A 26,186-nucleotide genomic window follows, 5' to 3' on the forward strand; every position below is an offset into this window, starting at 1 on the left:
TCACCCTTTCGAGGAGACGAGTCGGGCGGCCAACCCGGCGAGTTTGCGGCTGCGGTGCGTCAGCATCTGGTGCTGCCGGCGATAGTAGGTACGCAGCAGCACGGCGTGGGCGCGGTTGCGTTGCTCCGTGGACAGCTCCATGAGCCGCACGGCTCGGTACATCGCCCGGAACTGCAGCGTGGTGGCGAAATGCGCGGTCCAGGCCGGCACCCCGAGCGCCGCGGCGATCCCGGGCAGGCGCCGCTCGCGCAGGTTGCGGTGGGCGAGCGTCTCCGGCACGTGACCCCAGGGCGCGGTCAGCGCGAGCATGGTGGCGTAGACCTCGTCCTCGCGGATCATCAGCGGCCGGGGCACGGCGGCCACCTGCTCCCGCCGCATCAGGCCGTAGAGGGGGTCGAGTCCGTGGTGCTGGGTGGTGACGACGTCCCACAGCTCGTCCAGGCGGTCGATGGGGTCGTCGGAGAGCATCTGGGTGCCGCGATAGCGGGGCTGGTGGACCGTCCCGTCCGCCCCGGTGTAGCTGACGTCCGAGGTGACCAGGATGAGCCGCTCATCGGCCAGGAACGGCTCCAGGCTCCGGGAGACGTAGCGCGGTTCGAGCAGGTCGTCGTCGCCCATCCAGCGGAAGAACTCCCCCCGCGCCCGCCGCAGCACCTCCACGAAGTTCCCGACCACGTGCAGGTCACGCGGCTGCCGGTAGTAGGCGATGCGTCCGTCCTGCCTCGCCAGCTCGCGGCAGAGCTCCTCCGTGCCGTCGGTGGAGGCGTTGTCCGAGATCACCACCTCGATCTCGGCGTGGTCCTGGGCGAGCGCCGAGCGTACGGCCGCCTCCAGGCGGTCCGCACCGTTGCGGACCGGGATTCCGATGGACACCAGCATCGCTTCTCCTCGAGGTCATCGCGCGCGGGCGGGAAGCAGCCGCACCAGGCGATCGCTCACAATGTGGAACTGGTCGCGGGTCACCACGACCAGCACGTAGGCCAGCAGGCCGCCGCCGCCCGCCACGATGAGCTGGACCAGGGGGCTCCCCTGGGTCAGCAGCGCGAGGCCCAGCATGACGGCCGCGCACACCAGCGCTCCCGCCGCCGGGCGGGCGAGTCCCGGCAGGGCCGGGGCGAGCCGTACCCCGGCCCGCTGCACGGCGAGCACGGCGAGCGGAAGCGCGACGAGCACGGCGGCGGCCGCCTGCCCGATCGCGGCGCCGCGGATGCCGTCGAGATGCGTGCCGACGATGACCGCCGGGATCATCGCCGCCGCGTGCCCGAGGTTCATCCAGACCGTCGAGCGGGTGGCGCCCTGCCCGTTCAGGATGTCGAGGGCGAAGGAGGTGAGCATGCGCACCACCATCAGGACCGCCAGGAACCGCAGCACGCCGGCGGCCAGCTCCCACTTCGGGCCGTAGATGAAGATGATCAGCGGGTGCGCGAGCAGCGCCATGAAGACGGCCAGCGGCAGCACCATGGCGATGAGCAGCGGCACGGTTCGCTGCACGCCGAGCGACAGGGACTCCTCGTCGCGCTCGGCCAGCCGGGAGAAGCCGGCGATCGACACCATGCGGATGGCGCTGCCGATGATGCCGGGCACCCAGCTCGACACGTTGAAGGCCATCAGGTAGAAGCCCAGCCACGCGTCGCCCATGATGTTGCCGACGATGATGTAGCCCACGTTGAGCAGCATGATCTCCAGCGCGATCCCCGCCGCCGAGGGGATGCCGAACCGCAGCAGCTTGGCCGCGATCTGCCGGTCGAACCCGAACCGGTAGGGCAGGCGCGCGTAGAGCAGCATGAAGACGCCGGTGACCACGGCACCCGCGAGCTGCCCCCAGGCGAAGCTGTACGCGCCCGCCCCGTTGACCGCCAGGATGATCGCCGCCGGCGCGTTGACCAGGAAGCCGGCGAGGACCGCCTTGGCGTTCTTGCCCGTGCGGAACCAGCGCAACAGGGCCGCGCTGCGTACCGCGGTGACCGCCTCGACGAGGATGACCGCGGTGAGGATGCGCACCACGGACGTGGCCTCCGCGCTGCCCGCCAGCGCCGAGAAGTACGGCGCGCCGACCCAGAAGATCCCGTACAGACCCAGTGCGGAGATCATGGTCAGGGTCGTCGCCGTGGGCGCGATGTCCTCCAGCCGCCCGCGCCACTGCACGATGGCGGACATGACGCCGACGTCCTTGACCACCATGACGAACTGGGTGGCCGCGAGCGCGACGGCGTAGACGCCGAAATCCTCTGGCGCGAGGAGTCTGGCCAGAATCAGGCCGAGGATGAACGAGCCCGCGCGGGTGACCAGTGTGCCGAGAAAGCTCCACACGGCCCCTCGGCCCGCTTTGCGCCCGATGTCGCTGATATCCGGGCCCGATTGCTCTGCCATGCCGGCCTTCCCTAGCTAGGCTCGCTGATCCGCTCCAGCCAGATCTCCCGCCAGAACGGGACGAACGCGCGGGGGCAGTTGGACTTGTAGACGCCGTCGCAGATGATTCCTTCGAGCGCGATGCAGGGGTTCTTCATCTCCAGCATCTCGCCCGTCTTCTCGTCGATGCAGCGCTCGACGCGGGCGCTCACGCGGGCGACGCGGCCGCACGAACGCGCCATGTCCTCCTCGAAGCCCAGCCCGCGGTTGAACCCCTTGGCGTTCAGCGTGGCGATGATCTCGTCCCTGGACTTGATCCGCACCAGCTCACCCGGCTGGAGGTCGGTCGTTCCCGTCGGCGTGGGGCCGGCGTGCGGGCCCGGCCGTACGAAGCCCCAGGCCAGGCCGCCCTTGATGCGCAACCACTTCGGGAACTTCCTGGACAGGCGCTGGTAGCGGTTGAACATCCCGAAGAAGAGCGTGCGCAGGGTCGGTCCGACCCCGGCGTTGCCCACCTGGATGTCGGTGACGTACTGGCTCATGTCCCGGAACGGGAGCCGTTCAGGGGCGGCGCGCAGCAGCTCGGTGGCCTGGCAGCGGAAGCGTTCCTCGCCCTCCGGCCCCGGCTCCCTCCGGGTGTTGACCTCGAGGATCGGCAGCAGCGGCCGCTCGGGGCGGACGGCCAGCTCCGAGGTGGGCGGCCCGTCCACCCGCTTGAGCCAGGCGGTCTTCCAGTAGAGCAGGCAGGCGGTCTGGCAGCCGCCGTGGGCCGACCCGTCGCAGCGGGAGCCCGTCAGATGGACGGCGTCCTCCATGCGCCGCATCCCGGTTCTGGTCATCGTGTCGCAGAGCTTGTTGGCCACCTTGTGAACGGTGAGCCGCTGCCCGCAGAATCGCAGCATCTCCGGCATGAAAGGGAGGCTGTCCAGCTCCCCCTTGTCATCGAGCGTGGCAAGGATCTCTTCCGCACTGAGGACCTCGACCACGTCGCCGACTTTCAGCGCCAGGTTCAACCCATCCACTCCTTCACCAGGCCCGCGTTCTGCAGGGCATGTGCCGCGTCCGCTATTGCCTGGAACGGCAGGTTCGACCGTTCCGCGATGTCCAGGAGACTGTTCAGCCCGTCGGAAAGGCTCAACACCCACAACATCGCCATCTGCGCTTGTTTCGTGTCACTGCGCCCGCCGAGTGATCCGTACAGGCCCCGGGCCCCCAACTGCGGCTCGCCGTACGGGCTGAGATTCTGGTAGCGGCGGTTGCCCTCCAGAACCCGCACGGCCGTCCACAGCGTCTCAAGGGTGTCCTCCATCGCCTCGGGACGCACGAAGTCGGGATTGTCGGCCGAGGTGTGATATTCCGGGTATCCGCCGTACGGCGTCCTGGTCAACGAGCCGACGGCGAGGTTGAACCCCGGCGAGCAGTACTGCCGCTCGTCGTAGCCGTACGGGGAGAAGTCCAGGACGGTGTGCGGCCGGTCCTTCAGCACGTGCGCGAAGACCTGGTCGATCTCGGCGTCGCCGCGCCTGCTGCGCTTGTAGGTGATCGTGCCGCTGTCCCCCGCGCAGGCCAGGGTCACGCCGTGCCTGATCCGGTCGGTGCGCTCCCGGTTCAGGGCGAGCCAGGTGATCGCGCCGATGGTGCCGGGCGCGAAGATGAACCGGTAGGTGTACCAGGGGTCGGACAGCCGCTGCGCCAGGGCGACGGCCACCGCCACACCGGCCAGGTTGTCGTTTGCCAGCGAGGGATGGCAGACGTGGCAGGAGATCAGCACCTCCTGCGAGCTGCTGCCGGGGACCACGTACTCGCCGTAGGTCAGGTACCCGTCGGCCAGCGTGGAGTCGATCCTGACCTCGTACGGGCCGTCGGCCATCCCGTCCAGGGTGTTCTGGCTCAGGCAGAAGCCCCAGGTCTCGGCGTAGTAGCTGGTCCGGTACGGGATCAGGTCCGGCTGCTCGGGCAGGGTGTGCAGGTGCCCGCGCAGCTCTTCCAGGGACATCGTGGCCTCGACCGGCACGCTGTATCCCACGACGTGCAGGTTGGAGTCCTGGAAGTCGACCACCTTGTTCCCCGCGGCGTCCTTGATGGAGGCGTCGCGGATGTTCCACTCCCGGGGGATCGTCCAGTCGAGGACTTTGGTCCCGGTCGGCACCTGGGTGATCTCCAGCGGGATCGACTCGCCGATGATCTCCAGGGTCTGCCGCAGCCCGTCGCCGGTGATGCTCCGGCACAGCGGGTAGAGCCGCCGTACCAGGGCGTGCATTTCCGCGCCGGTCATGGGCGCAGGGTGTCGTCGACGGTGCCGGCCTCGCGCCGGTCGGCGAGCCGGGCCAGCCGGGTGAAGCGGCGCTCGAAGTCCTGCTTCGTCAGACCGTGCTCGCGATAGGCGTCGATCAGCTCCACCGCGCCCGCCTTGACCGTCCAGCGCGCCTCGTAGCCCAGCTCGGACCTGATCCGGGAGAAGTCGACGCGGTAGGAGCGCGGATCGGACCCCGTCTCGCCGGTGATGCTCAGCGTCGATCCGGGCACCGCGGCGACGACCTCGGCCGCGATCTCGGCGACGGTCACGTTGTTGACCTCGGTGCCGACGTTGAAGGCCGTCGTGTGCACGGCTTCGCGGGGCGCGACGAGAGCCGCCGCGAAGGCCTCGGCGATGTCCCTGGCGTGGACCAGCGGGCGCCACGGCGTGCCGTCGGACAGCACCCGGACCTCGCCGGTCAGGTGCGCGTGGCCCACCAGGTTGTTCAGCACGATGTCGGCGCGCAGCCTCGGGGAGAACCCGAAGGCGGTGGCGTTGCGCAGGAACACCGGCGCGAAGTCGTCGTCGGCCAGCGTGACCAGGTCGTCCTCGACCCGCACCTTGGACTCGGCGTACGGCGTCACCGGCCGCAGCGGCGCCTCCTCGTCCAGCAGCTCCTCGCCGCCGGACGCGCCGTAGACCGAGCAGGTGGAGGCGTACAGGAAGCGGCGCACGCCCGCCTCCTTGGCCAGCCTGGCCAGCCGGACCGAGGCGTGGTGGTTGATGTCGTAGGTCAGGTCGGGCGCGAGCGCGCCGAGCGGGTCGTTGGACAGCGCGGCCAGATGGATCACCGCGTCGAATCCCGCCACGTGTTCGGGACCCGCGTCACGCAGGTCCACCGCGTGCGCCTCGACCTGCTCGGGCGCGGGGCCGAGCAGGCAGTCGGCGAACAGGCCGGAGTCCAGGCCGACCACCTCGTGCCCGGCCTCGGCCAGCATGGGGGCCATCACGGTGCCCAGGTAGCCCTGGTGACCGGTGAGAAGTACCCGCATCAGTTCTCCAGATCGACGGTGAGCTTGGAAACGTGGAACGCCTCGGCATAGCGCGCGTGGCACTCGATGCCGCGGATGCGGGCCAGGCCCAGGAACGCCTCGCGGTCGTACCAGGGCCGATGTCGCTGGGAGGCGTAGTGGCGCTGGAGCAGATCGACCTTCAGCTCCGCCACCTCCTCCGTCAGCGGCTGGAAAACGGCGGGTGCGGCGAGGTCGCCGTCCCATTTGACGATCTCGTAGCCGAGCGTCAGGTGGTCGCGGAAGGCCGTGGGCACCAGCTTGGCCAGCCCGCGGTGGTCCTGGTGGGCGTCGCCCCGCCAGGGTGCGAAGATCAGGCCGGGGTCGGTACGGGCGCGCAGCTCCTCCACCGCGGCCTTGGCCTCCTCCCACCTGGCCGGAAGGTAGCCGTCGGGCAGCTTCAGCACGGTGACGCGTAGCTCGGCGCCCGGGCAGAAGTCCGCCAGCGCCGCGCGCTCCTCGTCCTCGCGCTCGGTGCCGCCGCCGGACAGCACCAGCGCGTCCACGCGGAGGCCGGGGCGGGCGGCGCAGACCGTCAGCAGGCTGCCGCCCGCCCCGATCGCCAGGTCGTCACAGTGCGCGGCGAGCGCCACGATGCCGTCGAGCCGCCCCGCGCGCAGACCGATCACCGGGACCGTTCCCAAAGGGCCCACGGGCGCTCGCCCCGGGAGTAGGCCTCGTCCAGCTCCATGCGCTGGTTCACGGTGTCGGTCGGCCGCCAGTAGCCGCGGTGCGGGTAGGCCAGCAGGCGTCCGCGCTTGGCCAGCTCCACGCAGCCGTCGGCGACCAGGTCGCCGTTCTCCGGGATGTGCTCGAAGACCTCCTGGGTCAGCACGAAATAGCCGCCGTTGACCCACACCGGCATCTCGCTGACCGGCGAGATGCCGCCGATCAGGCCGTTCTCGCCCACGTCCACGCAGTGGAAGGTCTGGGACGGCGGCACGACCATCATCGAGGCGGCCGCGCCCGACTCGGTGAAGCGGTCGATGATGTCGGGCAGCGGCGCGTCGGTGAGCACATCCGCGTAGTTCGCGAGGAACATCTCGTCGCCATCCAGGTGGTGGCGGACGCGGCGCAGCCGTTCGCCGATCGGGGAGTTGGTCCCGGTCTGCACGAACGAGATGGACCAGTCGGAGATGTCGCTCGACAGCAGCTCGACCTTGCCGCCGCGTAAGACGAAGTCGTTGGACGTGGCTTCCTGGTAGCCGAGGAAGAAGTCCTTGATGTGGTGGGCACCGTAGCCCAGGCACAGGATGAACTCCTTGTGCCCGAAGTGCGCGTAATAACGCATGACGTGCCAGAGCAGCGGCCGCGGGCCGACGAGCGCCATCGGCTTGGGCACCTCGCCCGGCACACCCGTACGCATGCGCGTGCCGAAGCCTCCACAGAACAGGACAACCTTCACACGACCTCCAGGTGTGGGATCGGGAAGACCAGACGGCCTCCCCATTCGTGCACATAGGAGAGCTGAGCGGTGAGCTCTTCGCGCAGGTTCCACGGCAGGACCAGCACATAGTCCGGGCGATCTTGAGCGATGCGCTCCGGAGCGGCGATGGGGATCCGGGTGCCCGGAGTGAATCTGCCGTGCTTGTAGGGGTTGCGGTCAACCGTGTAGGCCAGCAGGTCCTGACGGATGCCGCAGTGGTTGAGGAGCGTGTTGCCCTTTCCCGGCGCGCCGTAGCCGACGACCGTCTTGCCTTCCTCCGCGGCGTCGATCAGGAAGCGGAGCAGGTCGCGGCGGACACGTGCGACCCGGTCGGCGAACCCGGCGTAGCCGGACAGATCGTGAAGTCCGGCCGCCTTCTCCCGCGCGAGCACGTCGAGCACCCGATCGGACGGGCTCCCCGACGGCCGGGCCCACAGCCGGATGGATCCGCCGTGGGTGGGCAGCAGCTCGACGTCCACCAGCGTCAGCCCGCCGGAGGCCAGCGCCCGCTGCGCGGAGGCGACCGTGTAGTACTGGAAGTGCTCGTGGTAGATCGTGTCGTACTGGTTCAGCTCCATGAGCGTGAGCAGGTGCTGAACCTCGATCGACACCCACCCGTCGTCGGCCACCAGAGCCCGCAGGCCCTCGGTGAAGCCGACCACGTCGGGGATGTGCGCGTAGACGTTGTTGGCCACGACCAGGTCGGCCGGCCCGTGCTCGGCCCGCACCGCGGCGCCCGTCTCCGGCGTGAGGAACGCGGTGAGCGTCGGCACGCCCTTGTCCTTGGCCGCCTGTCCCACGTTGGCCGACGGCTCGATGCCCAGGCACCTGATGCCACGCTCGACGACGTGCTGCAACAGGTAGCCGTCGTTACTGGCCACCTCGGCCACGAACGACGGCTTCAAACGTTCCACAGCGGAGTCGACGAACTGCCGTGCGTGTTCCACCCATGAGGCGGAATAAGACGCGAAGTAGGCGTATTCGGTGAAAGTTTCTTCCGGTGTGATCAGCGGCGGTATCTGCGCCAGCCAACAGCTGGTGCAGACCCGCAGGTGAAGTGGATAAGTGAGCTCGGGCTCGTCGAGCTGTTCCGCGGTGAGGAAGAGCTCACAGGGCGGAGTCGCCCCGAGATCCACCACACCGACCAGGTCGGCCGAACCACACAGCCGGCACGATGTCCTCAACAATGGGCCCCACCCGAAAATGACAAGATTTCCCCCTATGGCAAACCCACAGCCGTACTTCGGGTGGGCGCCAAGGAGTGTTACAAGTATCTTCATGAAGCACCTGAGCATCAGTGGAGCATTTGTCTACACCCCCCGCATCCACAGCGATCCGCGGGGCGACTTCCTGGAAAGTTTCCGCGCCGCCGACCTGCGGGAGGCGCTGGGGCAATCGATGGACCTCGCGCAGGTGAACTGTTCGGTCTCCAGACGCGGCGTGCTGCGCGGCGTCCACTTCGCCGACGTCCCCCCTGGCCAGGCCAAATACGTCATGTGCGTCTCGGGCGAGGTGCTCGACGTCGTCGTGGACGTGCGCGTCGGCTCGCCCACCTTCGGCCGGTGGGAGGCGGTGCGGCTGAACGACGTGTCGCGCTGCGGGATCTACCTCTCCGAGGGCCTGGGGCACGCCTTCATGGCGCTCAGCGAGTCGGCCACCGTCCTCTACCTCTGCTCCACCACGTACGACCCGGCGCGTGAGCACGGCGTCCACCCGCTGGACCCGGATCTCGGCATCGAATGGCCGCTCGACGGGGAGCCGATCCTCTCGGCCAAGGACGGCGCGGCGCCCACGCTCAAGCAGGCTCAGGAAGCGGGGATACTCCCATCGTGGTAAGTGTCGTGATACCGGCCCACAACGAGGCCAAGGTGATCGGCCGCTTGCTGGACGGCCTGCTCCGGGAGGCCGCGCCCGGCGAGTTCGACGTCGTGGTGGTGGCCAACGGCTGCACCGACGGCACGGTGGCCGCGGCGCAGCCGTACGACGTCCGCGTCGTGACCACGCCGGTCCCCTCCAAGCGCGAGGCGCTGCGGCTGGGCGACGAGGCGGCACGCGGATATCCCCGGCTGTACGTGGACGCCGACATCGAGCTGAGCACCGCCTCCGTCCGCGCGCTGGCCGATGTGCTGGCCGCGCCGGACGGGCCGCTCGCCGCCGCGCCCGAGCGGGAGCTGGCGCTGGCCGATCGCCCGTGGCCGATCCGGGCCTACTACGCGATCTGGACGCGGCTGCCGCACGTGCGCGCCGGGCTGTTCGGCCGGGGCGTCATCGCGGTGAACGACGAGGGCAACGCGCGGATCCGCGCCCTGCCGCCGGCGATGGCCGACGATCTGGCCGCCTCGCTGGCGTTCACGCCGGACGAGCGCGTGATCGTGGCCGGCGCGCGTGCGGTGATCCAGACTCCGCGCACCGTCGCCGACCTGATGCGCCGCCGGGTGCGTGCCACGACCAGCGTGAGCGAGCTGGAGCAGGCCTCGGCCACGGCCGGGGAGCGTACGGGCATGCGGGATCTGCTGGCCATCGTGGCCGGAGACCCGCGCCTGGTGGGCGCGGCGGTCGTGTTCGTCATGGTGGCGGTGCTGGCCAGGCGGAGAGCCGCCCGCGCGATCCGCGCGGGCGACTACACCACCTGGCTGCGTGACGAGAGCAGCCGGGACTAACCGACCGGCGTGTTCATGTCGGTGGTGATCTCGGCCGCGGTGAGTGCCTTGTTGTAGACGCGGACCTCGTCGATGAGGCCGCTGAAGTACTCACCGGAGCCGCTGTTGCCGCCGATCCGCAACGGACTCGTCCCGGTACGCAGGTTGCCACCGGTCGGATTGGTGGCGACCTGCGTGCCGTTCACGAACATCCGCAACGTCGACCCGTCATACGTCGCCGCCACATGACTCCAGGTGTTCAACGGCAGGTTGCTCGCCGCCGGAGCATTGGCCCCCGACGACGTGTAGATGAACGCCCCGGGCCCACTGCCCCCGCTGCCCATGATCGCGTAGGCCAGATCGGCGCCGAACTCCTTCATCAGCACCGTCCGCCACCCCGAGACGCTCGTGGGCCGTACCCACGCCTCCAGGGTCATCCCGCCGGTCAGCCGCAGCGACGTGGAATCGGCCACCGTCACCCAGCTCGACGTGCCGTTGAACGACAGCGCCTGGCCGTACTTGCCGGCCGACCAGGTGGCCGCGGTGGCCGTGCCGTTGTTGCCGTTGCCGGAGGCGTCGGCGACGGCGGTGCCGTTGCCCGCGTTCATCCCGTAGGCGGCCACCAGCCCGCTGACCGTGGGCGGCTGGGTCACGACGGCCGACGCCTCGTTGGACGACGGGCTGGTGTTGCTGGACCCGTCGAAGGCCACGACGCGGTAGTAGTACGTGCCCGCCGCGACACCCGAGTCGGTGAACGAGGTGCTCGCGGTCGAGCCCACCTGGTTGGCGCCGGACGGGGTGAACCCGGCGGTGGCGGACCTGTGGACGGTGTACCCGGTCACCCCCACGTTGTCGGTCGAGGCCGTCCAGGTCAGCTGGGCGCTGCCCGGACCGCCGGTCGCCGCCAGGGATCCCGGTGCCGTGGGCGCCTGGGTGTCGGGGGGTCCCGGCTGGCCGACGGGGGTGTTCATGTCGGTGGTGATCTGTGCCGCGGTGAGTGCCTTGTTGTAGACGCGGACCTCGTCGATGAGGCCGCTGAAGTACTCACCGGAGCCGCTGTTGCCACCGATCCGCAACGGACTCGTCCCGGTACGCAGGTTGCCACCCGTCGGGTTCGTGGCCACCTGCGTGCCGTTCACGAACATCCGCAACGTCGACCCGTCATACGTCGCCGCCACATGACTCCAGGTGTTCAACGGCAGGTTGCTCGCCGCCGGAGCATTGGCCCCCGACGACGTGTAGATGAACGCCGCCGGGCCGCTGCTCCCGCTGCCCATGATCGCGTACGCCAGATCGGCGCCGAACTCCTTCATCAGCACCGTCCGCCACCCGGAGACGCTCGTGGGCCGTACCCACGCCTCCAGGGTCATCCCGCCGGTCAGCCGCAGCGACGCGGAGTCGGCCACCGTCACCCAGCTCGACGTGCCGTTGAACGACAGCGCCTGGCCGTACTTGCCGGTCACGTTCCACGCGGTGTTCGCGGCCGTGCCGTTGTTGCCCTTGCCGGAGGCGTCGGCGACGGCCGTGCCGCCGCCCTCGTCCATGGCGTAGGCGGCCACCAGGCCGTCCGGCGCCTGTGACCGCTGGTAGGTCGCGGTGTAGGTCGCCGCGGCGGCGGGCGCGGTGAGGTTGTGGCTGACCGCGCCGCCGTCGGACCAGGAGGTGAACGTGTGGCTGAAGCCGTCTGCGCTCTGCGGCGAGGGCGCGGAGACCGAGTTGTGGGAGCCCACGATCACCGTCCGGGTGAAGGGGGCGACGGTCTGCTCGCTGTTGAAGCCGAGCTGCAGCCCGGTGGGCGCGGTCTGGAAGGTCAGGTTCACCGTCTTCGGCTGGAGGGTCACGCTCTTGGTGTCGGTGAGGCCGTGCGCGTCCGTCACGGTCAGCCTGAGCTCCAGATGAGCGGGGTATTCGTGGTCCGGAGCGGCGAAGGACCCGCTCGCGCCGGTGAACGTGGTGATCTCGTGCTCGTGGCAGGTGCCGGGGCAGTGATGCATGATCAGCTTCCAGGACATCCGCGACCCCGGGATCGAGCCGTCCTGGGCGTCCGTGCCGGTGCCGGAGAACGCGATCGTGTCCCCGACCGCCCAGGTGAGGGCGGCCGACGGGGAGTTGATGGTCGCGGTCGGCGCCGTGTTGCCCACGTTGATCGTGACGGTGGCGTCTCCCAGGCCGCCGCGCCCGTCGTCGGCGCGCAGCTTCACCACGTAGGAGCCCGGCTGGGTGTAGGTGAAGGACGGGGCGGCCGAGGTGGAGTCGTCGAAGTCGCCGTCGCCGTCCAGGTCCCACCGGAAGGTGAGCGGGTCGCCGTCGGCGTCCGCGGATCCGGCGGAGGTGAAGTTCACCGCGAGCGGCGCGTTGCCCGACGTGGTGCTCGCGCCGATGACCGCGGTCGGCGGGGTGTTGTTGTAGAGGTAGCGGATGATCTGCCCGTTGGTGAAGTCGACCGCGAAGAGATCTCCGCCGGGGCCGGTCTGCAGCTCCACGGCGGGCATACCCGAGTCGAACGTGGTGATGGTGGCCGGGTCGGGCAGGCCGTTGGCCCCCTTCGTCATGACCCAGACGCACGACCGGCTGTAGTCGGAGAAGAACATCGCGCCGTCGTAGGCGTCGGGGTAGGGGCCGCCGTTGTAGAAGGCCACGCCGCTGGAGGAGGAGCCGCCGGACGGGCACGGGTCGTTCGGCGCGGGCTTGGAGCCGTGGTTCCAGGAGAAGTACGGCTGCGCGTGCGCCGCGGCGCCTTCCGCGTAGAGGTTCTCGCAGAGGGTCAGGTTGAGGTTGTCGTAGCCGCCCTGCCTGGCGGCGCCCTCGTAGCAGGGCCAGCCGAAGTTCTTCACCGGGCCGGTGGGGTCGGCGATCCGGTTGATCTCCTCCCACGTGTTCCAGCCGACTTCACCGGCCCAGACCTCGCCGGTGCCCGGCCGGATGGTGAAACGGAACGGGTTGCGCTGGCCGTAGGCGATGATCCTGGCCACGTTGGGGTCGCTGCTGCCGGCGTTCGGGTTGCCGGGGGCGGCCGCGCCGGTGTTCGGGTCGACCCTGATCACGGTGCCGTTGAGCGCCGCGGGGTCGCCGCCGGTGCGCGGGTCCTGCGAGCGCAGTGCGCCGCCCTCGGCGGCCGGTGGGGTGAGCGCCGTGCCGACCGGCGACGGCGGGTCGCCGCACGGGTTGTCCGGGGTGACGTCGGAGCTGGTCAGGTTGTCCTGACCGTAGTCGGCGAAGTTGAAGCTGGCACCGTCGCCGCCGCTGGCGTAGAGCATGCCGTCGGGTCCGAACTTGAGGTCGCCGACGGAGTGGCTGGGGTGCTGCTGGCACCAGTCGGTGATCAGCGGGGTCTCGGCGACCGAGCCGCCCGAGGGCGCCAGCGAGGATAAGCGCCCGGTGATGAGGCAGCCGTCGCCGGTGGCGCCGGGCGGGGTCGGGCAGGGGTCGGCGCTCACGCCCGCCGTTCCCCAGCGCGGCGCGGTGCCGCCGGGCACCGCGTCGTAGGCGTACAGGACGTAGATGCGCGGGTCGGCCGGGAAGTTCGGGTGCAGGGCCATGCCGAGCAGCCCGCGGTCCCAGAAGTTGTGCACCTGCGTGCGCAGGTCGGCGTAGATCGCCGGCGTGGTGTCGGTGATCGAGTCGAAGACCTTGATCAGGCCGCTCTTCTCGGCGACGAACACCCGGCCGTCCGAGGCGAACTCGATGTTGGTCGGGTTGGTCAGTCCGCTGAAGACGACCTGTCTCTGGAAGCTGCCCGGCAGCGCCTGCGCCGCGGACGGCGCGATGAGCGTCAGGCCGGTGGTGAGTAGCAGGACGGAAAGGAGCGCATGGCGAAGCCGCCTCAACACGAGAACCCCCTTGAGCCGAAACTCCCCCGAGCCCTGAACTCGATCTATCGCACCGAATCAGGCGGAAGTCACGAGGGCTGTCCACAAGTGGACAGCCACGCATAAAGCAACCACCCCAGCTCGTACGGCCGGCACTCCCGATCGACGGCGACCGGCGGATAGATCCGGTCCAGCACGCCGAGGCGCATCCCCTGATGCACTCCCGTCGCCACGGCCCGCACCCCGCGCACCAGTTTGCGGGGATCCGCCCTGGCCTCCTTGCGCCACGTCAGAGCGAGCTCTTCGAGCACGAAGGACGGCCGCTCGATCATCCAGTCGAGGCCCTTGGAGATCTCCGCCACGTAGGCGGTGCCCCCCGCGTCGGCCAGGTCGAGCAGTGCCATCGGCCCCATCGACAGCTGATGGACGCTGTAGACCGGATAGCCCTCGACCACCGACCCGGTACGGGCGTCGTAGTGCCACCACCACTCCCCCTGCGGGCCCTGCGCGTGGCAGATGCCCTCCGCCACCTGCTCGGCCGCGCGCAACGCCTCGGCGTCGCCGGTGGCGGCGTGCAGCCTGGCCAGCGCCTGCAGCGGGTAGACCTGGTCGGCGAAGCAGCCGACGTGGGCGCGGTACCGGGGGACCAGCGCCCCCTTGCCGAGCGCGTGCGGGTAGAGCCGGTTGCCCGCCAGCCCGGCCAGCAGCCGCTCACGGGCGCGCTCGGCCCGGCCGTCGGTCACGCCGGCCGCGACCAGGGCGGCCAGCGCCCACGCCGCCTCGACGGTGTAGATCGGGCCGCCCGCGTCCAGCTCCGCGAGCCGGCTCAGCGCCAGATCCAGATCGGTGTGCCCGGCCTCCGCGGCCGCCCAGCAGATCAGCGCGGCGTCGCCGACCCCCGTCACCTCCGGCAGCCGTTTGATCAGGTTGCCCACCAGGTCGAGGAGGCTGTCACCGGCCAGGGCCGCCCGCTGCCGCTGCTCCGTCAGGGTCCCCACGCCGAGCGCGACGATCGCCGAGTAACGGATGCTGCGCCCTTCCGGCACCGCAGTCCACGTCCCGTTGTCGTTCTGGCGGCCGCGGCGGGTGAACACGAACTCGCCGTCGGCGTAGCCCGGCGGCAGCCCGCGCACGGACAGGTCCACCATGCCCGTCACGAAGTCCTGATGTCCGGAGCTCAGCAGAGCGATCCGGTGATCCGTCACGTCGTCTCCTCGATCCTGCGTTTGACACCGGCCCGCTCCCGGAGCACCAGGAGCAGGAATCTGCCGTTGGTCCGCACGTAGCGCGGACCGAGCCGCAACGGCTCCTGCAGCATGCGGTAGAGCCATTCCAGGCCCAGGCGCTGCCAGCGCACCGGCGCCCTGCGGGTGTGCCCGGCCAGCACGTCGAACGAGCCGCCCACGCCGTGGATGATCCGCGCCCGGGTGCTCTCGCCCCACTCGCGGATGAAGATCTCCTTCTTCGGCGAGGTGATGCCGAGGAACAGCAGGTCGGCCTGGGATTCGGCGATCTCGGCGGCGACCTCGGCCGAGTCCTCCACCGGGAAATATCCGTTGCGCGACCCGGCGATGCCCAGCCCCGGATAGCGCAGCCGTACCTCTGCCAGCACCCGGGCCAGCACCTCGTCGGTCGCGCCGAGGAAATAGGCGCGGTAGCCGCGCCGGTGCCCCTCGGCCATCAGCTCGGTGAACAGGTCGATGCCCGCCACCCGCTCGGGAAGCCGGTGACCGAGCATCCGCGCCGCCCAGACCACCGCCTGCCCGTCGGCCAGCACGAGATCGCTGTCGACCACGGACTGCCGTAACGCGGCGTCCGTACGCATGTTGACCACCTTGGCGGCGTTCACCACGCCGATGGTGAGCCTCCTGTTCTCCGAGACCGCCGCCACGCACCGCGCGATCACCTGACGCATGGTGAGGGCGTCCAGTGTGGTGCCGAGTAGCGTCTTCCTGGAGGCCTGCTCCGGCAACCTCGTCATCCATCCCCCTGGGTGTCCATGACATATCGGTTCCGGCTCCGGAAACGTGACATCACGGGAGGACCAGCTCGGTGAGCGTCGCGCGATGGTCCGTCCGGGGCATCCGCAGGGTCTGAAAGCTCCGGATCGCGATCCGGGGGTCGGCCAGCACATGATCGATGGCCACCTTCGGGAACAACCGCGGCTGCTGGTAATAGGGCCAGGTCATGGCCAGCCCCTTGCCGGTGACGTCGGCGGCGTCCCGGTAGCCGGTGGCGATCAGGTCGCGCAGCACCGCGTGGTCCAGGGTGGAGTTGAAGTCTCCGGCCAGCACCCGCAGGCGTCCTCCGGCGGGTGGCAACGCCCGGATGCTCGACGCCCAGCACGCCGTACGCCAGCCCTCGGAGGGCGCGCACGCGTGGACCGCGACGAGGTCCACCTCCCGCCCGCCCGGCAGGGTGACGACGGCGGGAAGGTGGCGCGGGCTCTCCACGAAGGCGGGGGCCGCGATCGGCGCGTCCCCCGGCCGCAGCGGGTAACGCGAGTAGATCGCCGCTCCCTGGGAGTCCTCCCCCGGCAGGACGATCTTGTACGGCAGCAGCCGCCCCAGCCCGAGCTCCTCCACCCGTTCCCGCATCAGGTCGGTGAACTCCAGCAGGTGCAGCACGTCCGGCCGCTCGCGCTCGACCGCGTCGACCAGGTCGGGCGGCAGCACGGAAGAGTGCAGCAGGTTGACGGCCATCACCCGCAGCACCGGGCCGCCGGCGGGCGGGTTGCCCTCCGGGATCGCGCGCGGCAGCACGATGACCGCGAAGGCGACGGTCACGACGAGCGCGGCCGCCAGCAGCGCCCCGGAGCGTAAGAAGACCGCGAACCCCAGCGGCACCAGCGCGAGCACGGCCGCGTACGGAGTGAACGACACGAGCTGGGACCAGACGAACTTCGGCTCCCATCCGCACAGGCGCAGGCCCGCCCACCCGGCGAGGCCCGCGACCATGAGCCACAGCATCGAGTCCCTCAGACGACGCTGCACCGGCGTCCACGCATCAGCACCGGCCAGGCCGCGTGCAGCGCCGCCTGCCAGTGCCGGATCGGCTCCCCCCGGGTGTGCGCGAGCACGCTGTAGGCCGGCCGCTTGGCCGGGCGGGGGAAGGCCTCGCTGGTCACGGGGCGCACGCGGTCCGGGTCGGCGCCGAGCAGGCTGAAGATCTCCTTGGCGAACCCGCACCAGGTGGTCTCGCCCGCGCTGGTGCCGTGGTAGACGCCCGGCGGCAGGTCCGACCGGGCCAGCCGGACGAGATAGTCCGCCAGGTCGGCCGCCCAGGTCGGCTGGCCGTGCTGGTCGTCGACCACGTCGACCGTGGGCCGCTCGGCCGCCAGCCGGATCATGGTCGACACGAAGTTCGCGCCGCCCGCGCCGTAGAGCCAGGCGCTGCGCACCACGTAGTGCCCGTGCTCCAGCGCCGCGTACTCCCCGGCGAGCTTGGTCCGCCCGTACGCGTTGATCGGCCCTGTCGGCGCGTCCTCCGCGTACGGCACCACGCCGTCCCCGTCGAAGACGTAGTCGGTGGAGACGTGCACCAGCCGCGCCCCCGCCAGGTCGCAGGCCTCGGCCAGCCAGCGCACGGCATGACCGTTGACCGCCAGCGCCTCCGCCTCCCCGGCCTCGGCGTCGTCCACCGCGGTCCAGCCGGCGCAGTTGATCACGACTCTCGGCCGGTAGGCGGACACGAAGTCACGCACCGCGCGCCTGTCGCGCAGGTCCAGCTCGGCCCGGCCGAGCGCGAGCACCGGCTCCCCCGTCAATGCCGCCCTGTCCAGGACGTCGGCGGCGAGCATGCCGCCGGCGCCCGTGATGAGCCACCTCATGCCGCCTCCCGGCGCAACCGATCGATCACGAGGTCCACCGGTCCCGGTGCTCGGCGTACCAGCGGACGGTGTCCTTCAGCCCCTGCTCGAACGGGATCTCCGGCCGGTAGCCGAGCGCCCGCAGCTTCGCGTCGTCCATCGAGTACCTGCGGTCGTGGCCCTTGCGGTCCTCGACGTACTCGACCGCGTCCCAGCCCCTGCCGCAGGCCTGGAGCAGGCGGCCGGTCAGCTCCTTGTTGGTCAGCTCGGCCGTGCCCGCAATGTTGTAGACCTCGCCCGGCTCCCCCTTCTCGGCCACCAGCCGGATGCCGGCGCAGTGGTCCGCGACGTGGATCCAGTCGCGGACGTTGCCGCCGTCGCCGTACAGGGGGACCTTCCGGCCGCGCATCAGGTTCGTGAGGAACAGCGGGATGAGCTTCTCCGGGTACTGTCCCGGCCCGTAGTTGTTGCCGCACCTGGTGATCGAGACGTTCAGGCCGTAGGTGATCGAGTAGGCCCGGGCGATCAGGTCGCCGGCGGCCTTCGACGCCGCGTACGGCGAGCGCGGGCGCAGCGGCGCGTCCTCGTCCCACGAGCCGATGTCGATCGACCCGTACACCTCGTCGGTCGACACCTGGACCACCTTCGGCACCCCGGCCTCCAGGCACGCCTGGAGGAGGGTCTGAGTGCCCAGCGCGTTGGTGCGCATGAACTCGGCCGCGCCCTCGATCGAACGGTCCACGTGCGACTCGGCCGCGAAGTTCACCACGAGGTCGTGGCCGGGGACGACGCTCCTGAGCAGCTCGGCGTCGCAGATGTCCCCGTGCACGAACTCGTGCCGCACTCCCTCAAGGTTGGCCCGGTTGCCGGCATACGTGAGCTTGTCCAGCACCGTGACGTACACATCGTGCAGATTGCGGACGAAGTGCGAGCCGATGAAGCCCGCACCGCCCGTCACCAGGATCCGGGTCATGAACTGATCTGTACCTTGCTGTGATCGCCCAGCACGAGACGGTGGGCTCTGGGCGTGTTGGGTGCCGGGGTGACCTCGACGTCGTGGCCGATCAGCGACGACTCGATGCGGCCGACCCCGGCGATGGAGGCTCTGGGCAGCACGATCGAATACTCGATCTCGCTGCCGGTGACGGCGCAGTCGGCGCCGATGGAGGTGAAGGGGCCGACGTAGCTGTCACGGATCCGCGCGCCGTGGCCGATGATCACCGGGCCGACGATCCTGGACCGCTCGACCACGGCCCCCTCCGCGACGACCACCCGGCCCACCAGCTCGCTGGCGTCGTCCACCTGCCCGCGTACGCTCGGCTCGACCGACTCCAGGACCAGCCGGTTGACTTCCAGCATGTCGGTGACGTTGCCGGTGTCCTTCCAGTAGCCGGAGATCACCGAGGACTCGACGCGCAGGCCCGCCTCGATCAGCCACTGGATCGCGTCGGTGATCTCCAGCTCGCCCCGCCACGACGGCTTGAGCTCGGCCACCGCCTCATGGACGGCCGGGCTGAACAGGTAGACGCCGACCAGCGCCAGGTCGCTCTTGGGGCGGGCGGGCTTCTCCTCCAGGCCGACCACCCGGCCGGAGGCGTCGAGCTCGGCCACCCCGAACTGGCGCGGGTCTCCGACCCTGGTGAGCATGATCTGGGCGGCGGGCCGCTCGCGGGCGAACCTGTCCACCAGGTCGTTGATGCCGCCCACCACGAAGTTGTCACCCAGGTACATGACGAAGTCCTCGTCGCCCAGGAACTCCCTGGCGATCAGCACGCCGTGCGCGAGGCCGAGCGGGGCCTCCTGCCGCAGGTACGTGACCTGCAGCCCGAAGGCCGAGCCGTCCCCCACGGCGGACTCGATCTCCGCGTGGGTGTCGCCGACCACCAGGCCGAGCTCCCTGATGCCCGCCGCCGCGATCGCCTCCAGCCCGTAGAAGAGGACCGGCTTGTTCGCGACCGGCACCAGCTGCTTGGCCGAGGTGTGCGTGATGGGCCGGAGCCGTGTGCCCGACCCCCCGGCGAGCACGAGTGCTTTCACCGCTAGTAAGCCCCTTCTCCACGGGTGACGACGGACCAGGTCTTCCAGAGGATCTGCAGGTCGAGGATGAGCGACCAGTTCTCCACGTACCGCAGGTCGAGGCGTACGGACTCCTCCCAGCTCAGGTTGGAGCGGCCGCTGACCTGCCAGAGCCCGGTCATGCCCGGCTTGACCACCAGCCGGCGGCGGACGTCGGCGCCGTACTGGCCCACCTCCTCCGGCAGCGGCGGGCGGGGGCCGACCAGGGACATCTCTCCTCGGAGCACGTTCAGCAGCTGGGGCAGCTCGTCGAGCGAGTATTTCCGCAGGAAAGCGCCTACCCGCGTGATTCTTGGATCGTTCCTAATCTTGAAGAGCACGCCGTCGAACTCGTTCGCTTCCAGAAGTGCGCTCTTGAGCCGCTCCGCATCAACCACCATCGTACGAAATTTCACTACATGGAACTCTTTGCCGCCTTTGCCAACCCTGATCTGGTGGAACAGCGCCGGCCCCTGGCTGGTGAGGCGGATCACCAGCGCGATGGCCAGCAGCGGCAGCGCCAGGAGCAGCAGGGCGGCGGCGGCGACCAGGCGGTCGAAGACGGTCTTCGCGACCTGCTTGGTGCCGTCGAACTCGGGGTGCTCCAGGTGCAGGAGCGGCATCCCCGCGACCGGCCTGATGCTGATGCGCGGCCCGGCCACGTCCATGAGCGCGGGGGCCACGAAGAGGTCGGTGCGCGAGGTCTCCAGGCTCCAGGCCAGCCGGCGCAGCGCGGCCCCGTCCAGCTCCGGGCAGGCCAGCACGGCCACGGCGTCGGCCTGCACGCGCTCGACCACCGTGGCCACGTCGCCGAAGGAGCCGAGCACGGGGATGCCGTCGAGGTCGATGTCCATCGCGCTGTCCGGAAGGCAGGCTCCCACCACCTGCATTCCGTGGTGCGGCTGCCGCCTGAACTGCATCACCAGGTCGAGAATCGACTCCCGGTGCCCGACCGCGATCACCTGACGCATGTAGTCGCCCACCGCTCTCCTTCGGTGGAGACGCTTACGCATCCGGTAGCGGAAGTACAGCGTGGACAGCAGCGCCAGCGGCAGCATCGCCATCACGAAACTGCGGGCGACCGCGGTCTGCGTCGCGTAGGCCAGGATGGCGACGGTCGCCATCAGGCCGACACCGCCGTTGAAGACGGCCTTGAACTCGTCCGTTCCCTCGCCGTTGGCACGCTGCCGGTACGCGCCGCCCATCATGAGCGCGACGGGCCAGGCGACGATCAGGCCGAGTCCGAGCATGAACTCGACCCACGGTATGAACACCCCGGCGATGAGCCTGATGCTCAGCACGCATACGCATGCCAGCAGTGCGCATGTCGTATCACCGCCTAACAGGAGCCGTAGGTACGCGCGCGTCCAGATGCTCGACGCGCGGCGTGGCACGGCCCCGAGGAGCACGACAACGGACTCCCCAGTCCCCACCCTCATAGCACCACCCTGAGAACTCTTGTGCACCGCGATAACAGGACGTTCCTTGAACCACATGGGTTGACATGTCCCACGCACAATCAAGGGCGGCGGCCCCCACTAAAGAGTAAAGATCGATTCCGGTACGGGGAATAACGTCCAATGTCCACAATCGGACGAGGGCTCAGCAGCTGAAGGGCTTGACGGAACGATCCATAAGTGCAGCGGTCTAGCTGGCAAAATGTACGGTTTACGGTGGAATTTCGGCAGGTTGCCGCCGAATCAAGCCGCTAGTCGTACTCCAGATCCGGCAATGCGGACGGCGGGTCAGGACTGCGCCAGACGACCACAACCCCGTCATGCGTGGAGTCGGCGGCCAGGGCCAGCCGATCGAGGTCGAAGTCCGGCAGATAACGCAGCCGCGCCAGGAAGGTGGCGTCCGTGGCCGAACGCGGCACGACACAACCGTCGCCGTCGCGGTCGAGCAGGATGTAGAGGACGTCCTCCCCGACTTCGGTGACGACACGGACCTCCACCACGTCCTCCCAGGCGAGAGCCTCGACGCTACCGTCCGCGTAGTGACGGGTGACGCCCTCTTCCGTGACATATACGTAGGAGTCCGGCATCGGATTGCCGTGCATGGGCGCGATTCTTGCGAGTTCAGGGGCTGTCCCGCAAGGGTTCGCACACAATGGTGCGGTTGACCCCGTCAGTGACCGCCCCACGAGTGGCTGAGATGCGCGGCCACCGCCGCCCTGGCCGCGTCCTCCGGGCCGTCGGCGATGGCGTCGAGCAGCTCGCGATGCTCGCGCACCAGGACGTCCCGGTCCGTGTAGACCTCCCGGAGCCGCACGGTCCCGAGCCGCGTCTCCGCGGCCAGGACTGCGTAGAGCCGTTCGAGCCGGGGGCTCCCCACGGCCTCGATCAGCGCCTGGTGCATCGCCATGTGCTCGGCCACGCACTCCGACCAGGGCGCGTCGGCGGGCAGGGCCGCCATCCGGTGCAGTGCGGCCTCCGCCCCGGGGACCCGCTGACCGGCCACGGCCTGCGCCATGAGGTCTTCGAGCGGCCTGCGCACGTACATGAGATCGTCGAGGTCCGAAAGCGTCACCTCGGGGACATAAGCGCTGCGGTTGCGCTCGCGTCTCAGCAGCCCCTCGTGGACGAGGCTCGCCAGCGCTTCCCGCACGGTCGGCCTGGCGACGCCGTACGAGGCGGCGATCTCCTGCTCGGGCAGCGGGGTGCCGGGCGGGATCTCGCCGGACAGCACCCTGCTGCGCAGGGCGTCGGCGAGCGCGCCGACGGTGGAGACGGGTCTGAGCGGCAACGTCACGGCTGCGACTCTAGCTCCCTTTCCGGCACAAGCTCTTGCTCGCGTACTTTCTCCGGGATCGCCACGGCCACCAGGCTCAGCGCGAGGAGCACCAGGCCCGCGATCGAGATCGGGGCCAGCCGCTCGCCGAGCACCACCAGGCCGAGCAGCGCCGCGACGGCCGGCTCCGCCAGGGCCAGCGTGGCGGCCGTGGCCACCGGCGTGGTCCGCAGGCCCCTGCCGTACAGGAAATAGGACAGGGCCGTGGTGCCGAGGCCCAGGTAGACGACGGCGAGCAGCCCGCGCGGCTCGACCGTCCAGGCGACGCCGTTCGCCAGCAGGACGGGCAGCATGATCAGTGCCGCGCCGCCGAACATGACCCCCATGACCGCGTTGGACTCGGCCCCGCGGCTGATCGCCCGCGCGGCCATGACCGCGTAGAAGGCGTAGACCAGGCCGCCGAGCAGCGCGAACAGCACTCCCGAGACCGTCTGCCCGCCGGCCTGGGCCCCGCCTCCCACGATGACAGCGGCGCACCCGCAGATGGCCGCCGCGGTCGCCGCGGCCCACCGCCCGCTCGGCCGGTGACCGTGGAGGAGCCAGGACAGCAACCCCGTGAAGACGGGCCCGCTGCCGATCGCCACCACGGTGCCGATGGCGACCCCCGTGCGGCCGACGGCGGCGAAGAAGCAGAGCTGGTACGCGGCCACCGCGACGGCGGCCAGCAGCAGGCCCGGCCTGATCGCCTTCCTGACGCCGGCGCCGGCCACGAGCGCGAGCGCCGTCCCCCCGATGACCAGCCGCGCGGCGGCCAGCGCGACGGAGTCGGCGGAGACGAGCAGTCCTGCCGTCCCGGCCGTGCCCCAGAGCACGGAGGCAGCGACAACGGCGAGTGGTCCGTTTCTCATGACCGCCATTGTCTGACAATTAGACAATTTCGTCCAGTTGCTGGTCGATCAGCCGCCCCGCCGGGGCCACCACCTCCCCCGCGTAGTCGTCCAGCACGGCCAGGGCGTCGTGGATGTCCGGCACGCTCTTGCGCGGGAGCTCGAACAGCGTCTCGTCCTCCGCGGTGATCGACCCCTCGATGTGGAAGGCGCCGGCGGAGACGGCGATGGAGACCTCGAAACGGACCTCGCGGCCATCGGGCAGCGTGAGGCCGGTGCCGACGCGGGCGCCCGCGGGCGGGAGGAAATAGGAGAAGGGCTCGCTTCTGGCGAACGGGTGACGTAATTCCGCGAGCATCCCTGACGCCCGGCTCAGGGCTTCCAGGAGACCGGCTGCGGCCAGGCTCTCGCTGTCCACCAAGAAAGGGTAGATCAGCGGGGCGGTACGTGGCCAACGGGTCAGCTGTGCGTGACGGTCACAGAGCAGCAAGGAAGACGGCGATCGGCGAGTCGATCACGGAGCCGGGGAGGCGGTGACCGGCGGGTCGATCACGGGGCCGGGGAGGTGGCGATCGGGGGGTCGGTCGCCAGGCGGGCGTGACGTTCGACGTCGTGGCGGACGCCGTCGTGACGGAGCTTGCCGCGTTCGATGCCCTCCGGCCGGAACCCGGCCTTCGTGGCGACCCGGCACGACGCCGGGTTGTTGACGCGATGCCCCAGCTCCAGCCGGTAGAGCCCCAGCTCGCCGAACGCCCACCGGGCCAGCTCCCCGGTGGCCGCCGCGGCGATGCCGCGCCCCCTGGCCTCGGGCAGGACCCAGTAGGACACCCAGCCGTTGTCGTGCTCGTCGAGGCGGGACACCGCGACGTTTCCGACCACCCGCTCGCCCTCAGAGCCCTCAACCGTGACGGCGAACGCGTGGCCCACCCCCTGCCAGGCGGTGATCCACCCGGCGGCGTCCTTGAGCGTGACGACGGGCCAGGACGCCTGCGTCCGCAGGTCCGGAGCCCGGAAGGCCCTCAGCACGACCGGCGCGTCGTCCGCGTGCCACTCCCGCAACCGAACGTGCACAGCGCCCACAATGCCCGACATTACCCGTAATGCACCTATAACGCGCCCTGCCCGATTTGATGCGCGGCCTCGAACTCGGCGACCATCGCCTTCGGCGCGGTCAGGCACCAGGCCTCGGCCACCAGCTCGAACAGCTCGTCAGAGTCGATCTTGTCGAGGTGCACCACCACCCAGCCGAACCGCCCGGCCGTGAACTGCACCTCGAACACCTCGGGCCGCTCGGCCACCAGCGCGATCTGCTCCTCGATCGTGGCCTTGAGCCCGACGGTCTCGGTCGCCTCCCACAGGTAGCCGAAGCCCTTGTCGCGGACCTTGAGGCCGATCCACTCGCCGCCGTGGCTCATGCGGACCCCAGGCAGCTCGTCCAGCAACTGGAGGAACTCATCGACGCTCACACCCATGCCCGCCTGTCTACCAAACCCGACCGACAGTTCCGACCGCGGCGCCGGAGCCCACTAACGTGAGAGCGATGGCCGACACACGTACCAAACTGCTCGATGCCGCGCTGGAGACGCTCAAGGAGCACGGCATCGCCGGCGTCTCCGCCCGTACGATCGCCGCGGCGGCGGGCGTCAACCAGGCCCTCGTCTTCTACCACTTCGGCAGTGTCGACCAGCTCCTCGCGGCCGCCGTCGAGCACGGCTCCCAGCAGCGCATCGCCCTCTACCGCACCCGCTTCGCCGCCGTCACCACCCTCCGCGAGCTCCTCGACCTCGGCCGCGCGCTGCACGCGGAGGAGCGGGCGGAAGGCACCGTCGCCGCCCTCGCGCAGGTCCTCGCGGGCGGCCAGACCGATCCCAAACTCGCACCGGCCACCACCACCGGCCTCAACCTGTGGATCGAGGAGGTCGAGCAGGCCCTGGGGAGGGTGCTGGCCAAGTCGCCGCTGGCGGAGTTCGTGGACGTGGCGGGCCTGGCCAAGGCCACGGCGGCGGCGTTCGTGGGCCTGGAGCTCTACGAGGGAGTGGACCCGGACGGCGCGAACCAGGCGTTCGATGCCCTGGAGAGCCTGGCGGGCCTGGTGACGGCCCTGGAGGACATGGGCCCTGTCGTACGCCGCGCCGCCCGGGCCAAGCTGCGCCGTCACTCGTAGTAGCGCACCTCCAGCACGTTGCCGTCGGGGTCGGGGAAGAACATCGTCTCGGGGGCGATGCCCTGGGCGCCGAAGGAGTTGACGCCGGACCCCGTGATCTCGACCCCGTGCCGCTTCAGCCTGACCTGCAGCTCGTCGAAATCCTCCTTTCCGACGGCCAGGCAGAAGTGATTGATCGGATGCCCGGCGCTGCCCTTGACCCCGGTACCCTCGTCCACTCCCATGGAGGCGTCATACGCCATCAGGTCGAGGATGGTCTCGGCCGAGATCCGTACACTCGGAAACGCCGTCTTTCCCTCGCGAAACGCCTCGGCCCGCACCCCCGGCAGGCCGATAACCTGCTCGTAGAAATGCAGGGAATCGAGCTGGTCGGAGACCCAGCAGACGAGATGGTCCAGCCGCACGTCCATGCATACCTCCGCTTCTGCCGCCCCGAATCCCCCTGTCCACCTGCGGTTCCACGGTTGGACGGTGATTCAGCGGCCGACACCCGGCCTGCGCCGTACTCATTTCATAATGAAAGATCCGGATGACAGCGAAGTAAACACGGCAGGTCCGGCGGCGACCGCACCGCGCCAATTGAGAAATGCGAATCCGGTGTGGATGCTCCGCAACACGCGGCGCGGCCGGATAAAGATCCGGTGGAACACCGACCCGGGGGCCCTGGGTCGGGAAGCGGTTCGACAAGTTCGTGGTGCAGGCGCGCCTCGAGCGCGACGACCGGGTGATCGCCAGCCAGTCGTGCGACCTCACCGACGAGATCAACGGTGACGTCCACGGCTCGACCACCTGCACGACGAGCTACGTGATCAGCAGCGCCCAGGACGGCTGGACCGGCGACGGCAAGTCCGACTTCACCTGGAACCTGCACGGCTCGGGGGAGGTCAGGGTCCTGCCGGACGGCACCGAGGTGGGTGACGAGCCCGAGCAGCAGCCGGCGTCCGACCCCGAGGACACCCCGGAGCCCGCCGCCCCGTGACCGGTACGGGGGCGACCGGCGCCCCCGTACCGGC

General features: G+C 70.0%; 27 protein-coding genes and 1 pseudogene. 4 read left to right on the forward strand and 24 right to left on the reverse strand.

Annotation, left to right across the window (positions count from 1 at the left end; all coding sequences use genetic code 11):
- The 9 genes and pseudogenes from ACWDRB_RS40380 to ACWDRB_RS40420 form a co-directional block, all read right to left on the reverse strand.
- Window positions 1–879, reverse strand: coding sequence for a glycosyltransferase family 2 protein (locus ACWDRB_RS40380; protein ID WP_449902923.1), 879 nt, complete (start codon window positions 877–879; stop codon window positions 1–3).
- Between the two features lie 15 nt (window positions 880–894).
- Window positions 895–2,370: an oligosaccharide flippase family protein gene (locus ACWDRB_RS40385; RefSeq protein ID WP_449902926.1), complete on the reverse strand. Its 1,476-nt coding sequence runs from the start codon at window positions 2,368–2,370 to the stop codon at window positions 895–897.
- Window positions 2,371–2,381: 11 nt separating this feature from the next.
- Window positions 2,382–3,371: a hypothetical protein gene (locus ACWDRB_RS40390; RefSeq protein WP_449902928.1), complete on the reverse strand. Its 990-nt coding sequence runs from the start codon at window positions 3,369–3,371 to the stop codon at window positions 2,382–2,384.
- Window positions 3,359–4,624, reverse strand: coding sequence for a DUF4910 domain-containing protein (locus tag ACWDRB_RS40395; RefSeq protein ID WP_449902930.1), 1,266 nt, complete (start codon window positions 4,622–4,624; stop codon window positions 3,359–3,361). Before ACWDRB_RS40395 ends, ACWDRB_RS40390 begins: the two co-directional genes overlap by 13 nt.
- Window positions 4,621–5,637 (reverse strand): NAD-dependent epimerase/dehydratase family protein, encoded by a 1,017-nt coding sequence (locus tag ACWDRB_RS40400; RefSeq protein WP_449902933.1) that lies wholly within the window; start codon window positions 5,635–5,637, stop codon window positions 4,621–4,623. The genes ACWDRB_RS40395 and ACWDRB_RS40400 overlap by 4 nt, the downstream gene beginning before the upstream one ends.
- Window positions 5,637–6,284, reverse strand: a complete 648-nt coding sequence (locus ACWDRB_RS40405; RefSeq protein ID WP_449902936.1) for a PIG-L deacetylase family protein — start codon at window positions 6,282–6,284, stop codon at window positions 5,637–5,639. The genes ACWDRB_RS40400 and ACWDRB_RS40405 overlap by 1 nt, the downstream gene beginning before the upstream one ends.
- On the reverse strand, window positions 6,281–7,060 hold the full coding sequence (locus ACWDRB_RS40410) for a sugar phosphate nucleotidyltransferase (RefSeq protein ID WP_355206657.1): 780 nt from the start codon (window positions 7,058–7,060) through the stop codon (window positions 6,281–6,283). Before ACWDRB_RS40410 ends, ACWDRB_RS40405 begins: the two co-directional genes overlap by 4 nt.
- A complete protein-coding gene (locus ACWDRB_RS40415; protein ID WP_449903045.1) occupies window positions 7,057–7,995 on the reverse strand; it encodes a class I SAM-dependent methyltransferase in 939 nt (312 codons plus the stop codon). The genes ACWDRB_RS40410 and ACWDRB_RS40415 overlap by 4 nt, the downstream gene beginning before the upstream one ends.
- Before the next feature lie 84 nt (window positions 7,996–8,079).
- Window positions 8,080–8,376 (reverse strand): annotated as a pseudogene (locus ACWDRB_RS40420) (class I SAM-dependent methyltransferase); the annotation flags it as partial.
- Here ACWDRB_RS40420 and rfbC point away from each other — a divergent pair.
- Both rfbC and ACWDRB_RS40430 read left to right on the forward strand, forming a co-directional pair.
- The gene (rfbC, locus tag ACWDRB_RS40425) at window positions 8,360–8,917 is read left to right on the forward strand and encodes a dTDP-4-dehydrorhamnose 3,5-epimerase (RefSeq protein ID WP_350733516.1); all 558 of its coding nucleotides are present in this window, start codon (window positions 8,360–8,362) and stop codon (window positions 8,915–8,917) included. The pseudogene ACWDRB_RS40420 and the gene rfbC sit on opposite strands and share 17 nt — an antisense overlap.
- Window positions 8,911–9,741, forward strand: a complete 831-nt coding sequence (locus ACWDRB_RS40430; RefSeq protein WP_350733515.1) for a glycosyltransferase — start codon at window positions 8,911–8,913, stop codon at window positions 9,739–9,741. Before rfbC ends, ACWDRB_RS40430 begins: the two co-directional genes overlap by 7 nt.
- Here the strand turns inward: ACWDRB_RS40430 and ACWDRB_RS40435 are convergent.
- From ACWDRB_RS40435 to ACWDRB_RS40500, 14 genes are all read right to left on the reverse strand, one after another.
- A complete protein-coding gene (locus ACWDRB_RS40435) occupies window positions 9,738–13,550 on the reverse strand; it encodes a LamG-like jellyroll fold domain-containing protein (protein WP_449902939.1) in 3,813 nt (1,270 codons plus the stop codon). The two genes, ACWDRB_RS40430 and ACWDRB_RS40435, sit on opposite strands and share 4 nt — an antisense overlap.
- A gap of 68 nt (window positions 13,551–13,618) precedes the next feature.
- A complete protein-coding gene (locus tag ACWDRB_RS40440; protein ID WP_449902941.1) occupies window positions 13,619–14,734 on the reverse strand; it encodes a hypothetical protein in 1,116 nt (371 codons plus the stop codon).
- Window positions 14,731–15,510, reverse strand: coding sequence for a WecB/TagA/CpsF family glycosyltransferase (locus tag ACWDRB_RS40445; RefSeq protein WP_449902944.1), 780 nt, complete (start codon window positions 15,508–15,510; stop codon window positions 14,731–14,733). Before ACWDRB_RS40445 ends, ACWDRB_RS40440 begins: the two co-directional genes overlap by 4 nt.
- Before the next feature lie 52 nt (window positions 15,511–15,562).
- The gene (locus ACWDRB_RS40450) at window positions 15,563–16,522 is read right to left on the reverse strand and encodes an endonuclease/exonuclease/phosphatase family protein (protein ID WP_357751801.1); all 960 of its coding nucleotides are present in this window, start codon (window positions 16,520–16,522) and stop codon (window positions 15,563–15,565) included.
- Window positions 16,507–17,358 carry a dTDP-4-dehydrorhamnose reductase gene (gene rfbD, locus ACWDRB_RS40455; RefSeq protein ID WP_449902947.1) on the reverse strand — a complete coding sequence of 284 codons (852 nt, stop codon included), beginning with the start codon at window positions 17,356–17,358 and terminating at the stop codon, window positions 16,507–16,509. The genes ACWDRB_RS40450 and rfbD overlap by 16 nt, the downstream gene beginning before the upstream one ends.
- Window positions 17,359–17,383: 25 nt before the next feature.
- Window positions 17,384–18,310 (reverse strand): dTDP-glucose 4,6-dehydratase, encoded by a 927-nt coding sequence (gene rfbB, locus ACWDRB_RS40460; RefSeq protein WP_449902949.1) that lies wholly within the window; start codon window positions 18,308–18,310, stop codon window positions 17,384–17,386.
- Window positions 18,307–19,374 (reverse strand): glucose-1-phosphate thymidylyltransferase, encoded by a 1,068-nt coding sequence (locus ACWDRB_RS40465; RefSeq protein ID WP_350733503.1) that lies wholly within the window; start codon window positions 19,372–19,374, stop codon window positions 18,307–18,309. Before ACWDRB_RS40465 ends, rfbB begins: the two co-directional genes overlap by 4 nt.
- A 2-nt stretch (window positions 19,375–19,376) precedes the next feature.
- Window positions 19,377–20,831 (reverse strand): sugar transferase, encoded by a 1,455-nt coding sequence (locus ACWDRB_RS40470; RefSeq protein WP_449902951.1) that lies wholly within the window; start codon window positions 20,829–20,831, stop codon window positions 19,377–19,379.
- A gap of 269 nt (window positions 20,832–21,100) precedes the next feature.
- Complete coding sequence (locus tag ACWDRB_RS40475; protein WP_449902953.1) at window positions 21,101–21,451, reverse strand: hypothetical protein; 351 nt, start codon at window positions 21,449–21,451, stop codon at window positions 21,101–21,103.
- A gap of 68 nt (window positions 21,452–21,519) precedes the next feature.
- The gene (locus ACWDRB_RS40480; RefSeq protein WP_350733497.1) at window positions 21,520–22,143 is read right to left on the reverse strand and encodes a GntR family transcriptional regulator; all 624 of its coding nucleotides are present in this window, start codon (window positions 22,141–22,143) and stop codon (window positions 21,520–21,522) included.
- Window positions 22,140–23,030: a DMT family transporter gene (locus ACWDRB_RS40485; protein WP_449902956.1), complete on the reverse strand. Its 891-nt coding sequence runs from the start codon at window positions 23,028–23,030 to the stop codon at window positions 22,140–22,142. The genes ACWDRB_RS40480 and ACWDRB_RS40485 overlap by 4 nt, the downstream gene beginning before the upstream one ends.
- A gap of 19 nt (window positions 23,031–23,049) precedes the next feature.
- Entirely contained in the window at window positions 23,050–23,427 is a 378-nt protein-coding gene (locus ACWDRB_RS40490; RefSeq protein WP_350733494.1) for a hypothetical protein, read from the reverse strand.
- A 131-nt stretch (window positions 23,428–23,558) separates the two neighbouring features.
- Window positions 23,559–24,080, reverse strand: coding sequence for a GNAT family N-acetyltransferase (locus ACWDRB_RS40495; RefSeq protein ID WP_449902958.1), 522 nt, complete (start codon window positions 24,078–24,080; stop codon window positions 23,559–23,561).
- 35 nt (window positions 24,081–24,115) lie between these two features.
- A complete protein-coding gene (locus tag ACWDRB_RS40500; RefSeq protein ID WP_350733490.1) occupies window positions 24,116–24,481 on the reverse strand; it encodes an MmcQ/YjbR family DNA-binding protein in 366 nt (121 codons plus the stop codon).
- 68 nt (window positions 24,482–24,549) lie between these two features.
- Here ACWDRB_RS40500 and ACWDRB_RS40505 point away from each other — a divergent pair, with 68 nt between their 5' ends.
- Window positions 24,550–25,173, forward strand: a complete 624-nt coding sequence (locus ACWDRB_RS40505; RefSeq protein WP_449902963.1) for a TetR/AcrR family transcriptional regulator — start codon at window positions 24,550–24,552, stop codon at window positions 25,171–25,173.
- On the opposite strand, the gene ACWDRB_RS40510 is transcribed toward ACWDRB_RS40505, so the two are convergent.
- On the reverse strand, window positions 25,164–25,583 hold the full coding sequence (locus ACWDRB_RS40510) for a VOC family protein (protein WP_350733487.1): 420 nt from the start codon (window positions 25,581–25,583) through the stop codon (window positions 25,164–25,166). The two genes, ACWDRB_RS40505 and ACWDRB_RS40510, sit on opposite strands and share 10 nt — an antisense overlap.
- A gap of 284 nt (window positions 25,584–25,867) precedes the next feature.
- Here ACWDRB_RS40510 and ACWDRB_RS40515 point away from each other — a divergent pair, with 284 nt between their 5' ends.
- Window positions 25,868–26,152, forward strand: coding sequence for a hypothetical protein (locus tag ACWDRB_RS40515; RefSeq protein WP_449902965.1), 285 nt, complete (start codon window positions 25,868–25,870; stop codon window positions 26,150–26,152).
- Window positions 26,153–26,186: the final 34 nt, after the last annotated feature.

The sequence above is a fragment of the Nonomuraea sp. NPDC003707 genome (assembly GCF_053587055.1).

Excerpts from the sequence above, each read along its gene's own strand:
- ACWDRB_RS40380 (WP_449902923.1), bottom strand. The coding sequence starts at position 879 with ATGCTGGTGTCCATCGGAATCCCGGTCCGCAACGGTGCGGACCGCCTG.
- ACWDRB_RS40385 (WP_449902926.1), bottom strand. The coding sequence starts at position 2,370 with ATGGCAGAGCAATCGGGCCCGGATATCAGCGACATCGGGCGCAAAGCG.
- ACWDRB_RS40395 (WP_449902930.1), bottom strand. The coding sequence starts at position 4,624 with ATGACCGGCGCGGAAATGCACGCCCTGGTACGGCGGCTCTACCCGCTG.
- ACWDRB_RS40400 (WP_449902933.1), bottom strand. The coding sequence starts at position 5,637 with ATGCGGGTACTTCTCACCGGTCACCAGGGCTACCTGGGCACCGTGATG.
- rfbC (WP_350733516.1), top strand. The coding sequence starts at position 8,360 with ATGAAGCACCTGAGCATCAGTGGAGCATTTGTCTACACCCCCCGCATC.
- ACWDRB_RS40445 (WP_449902944.1), bottom strand. The coding sequence starts at position 15,510 with ATGACGAGGTTGCCGGAGCAGGCCTCCAGGAAGACGCTACTCGGCACC.
- rfbD (WP_449902947.1), bottom strand. The coding sequence starts at position 17,358 with ATGAGGTGGCTCATCACGGGCGCCGGCGGCATGCTCGCCGCCGACGTC.
- rfbB (WP_449902949.1), bottom strand. The coding sequence starts at position 18,310 with ATGACCCGGATCCTGGTGACGGGCGGTGCGGGCTTCATCGGCTCGCAC.
- ACWDRB_RS40470 (WP_449902951.1), bottom strand. The coding sequence starts at position 20,831 with ATGAGGGTGGGGACTGGGGAGTCCGTTGTCGTGCTCCTCGGGGCCGTG.
- ACWDRB_RS40475 (WP_449902953.1), bottom strand. The coding sequence starts at position 21,451 with ATGCACGGCAATCCGATGCCGGACTCCTACGTATATGTCACGGAAGAG.
- ACWDRB_RS40485 (WP_449902956.1), bottom strand. The coding sequence starts at position 23,030 with ATGAGAAACGGACCACTCGCCGTTGTCGCTGCCTCCGTGCTCTGGGGC.
- ACWDRB_RS40500 (WP_350733490.1), bottom strand. The coding sequence starts at position 24,481 with ATGGGTGTGAGCGTCGATGAGTTCCTCCAGTTGCTGGACGAGCTGCCT.
- ACWDRB_RS40505 (WP_449902963.1), top strand. The coding sequence starts at position 24,550 with ATGGCCGACACACGTACCAAACTGCTCGATGCCGCGCTGGAGACGCTC.
- ACWDRB_RS40510 (WP_350733487.1), bottom strand. The coding sequence starts at position 25,583 with ATGGACGTGCGGCTGGACCATCTCGTCTGCTGGGTCTCCGACCAGCTC.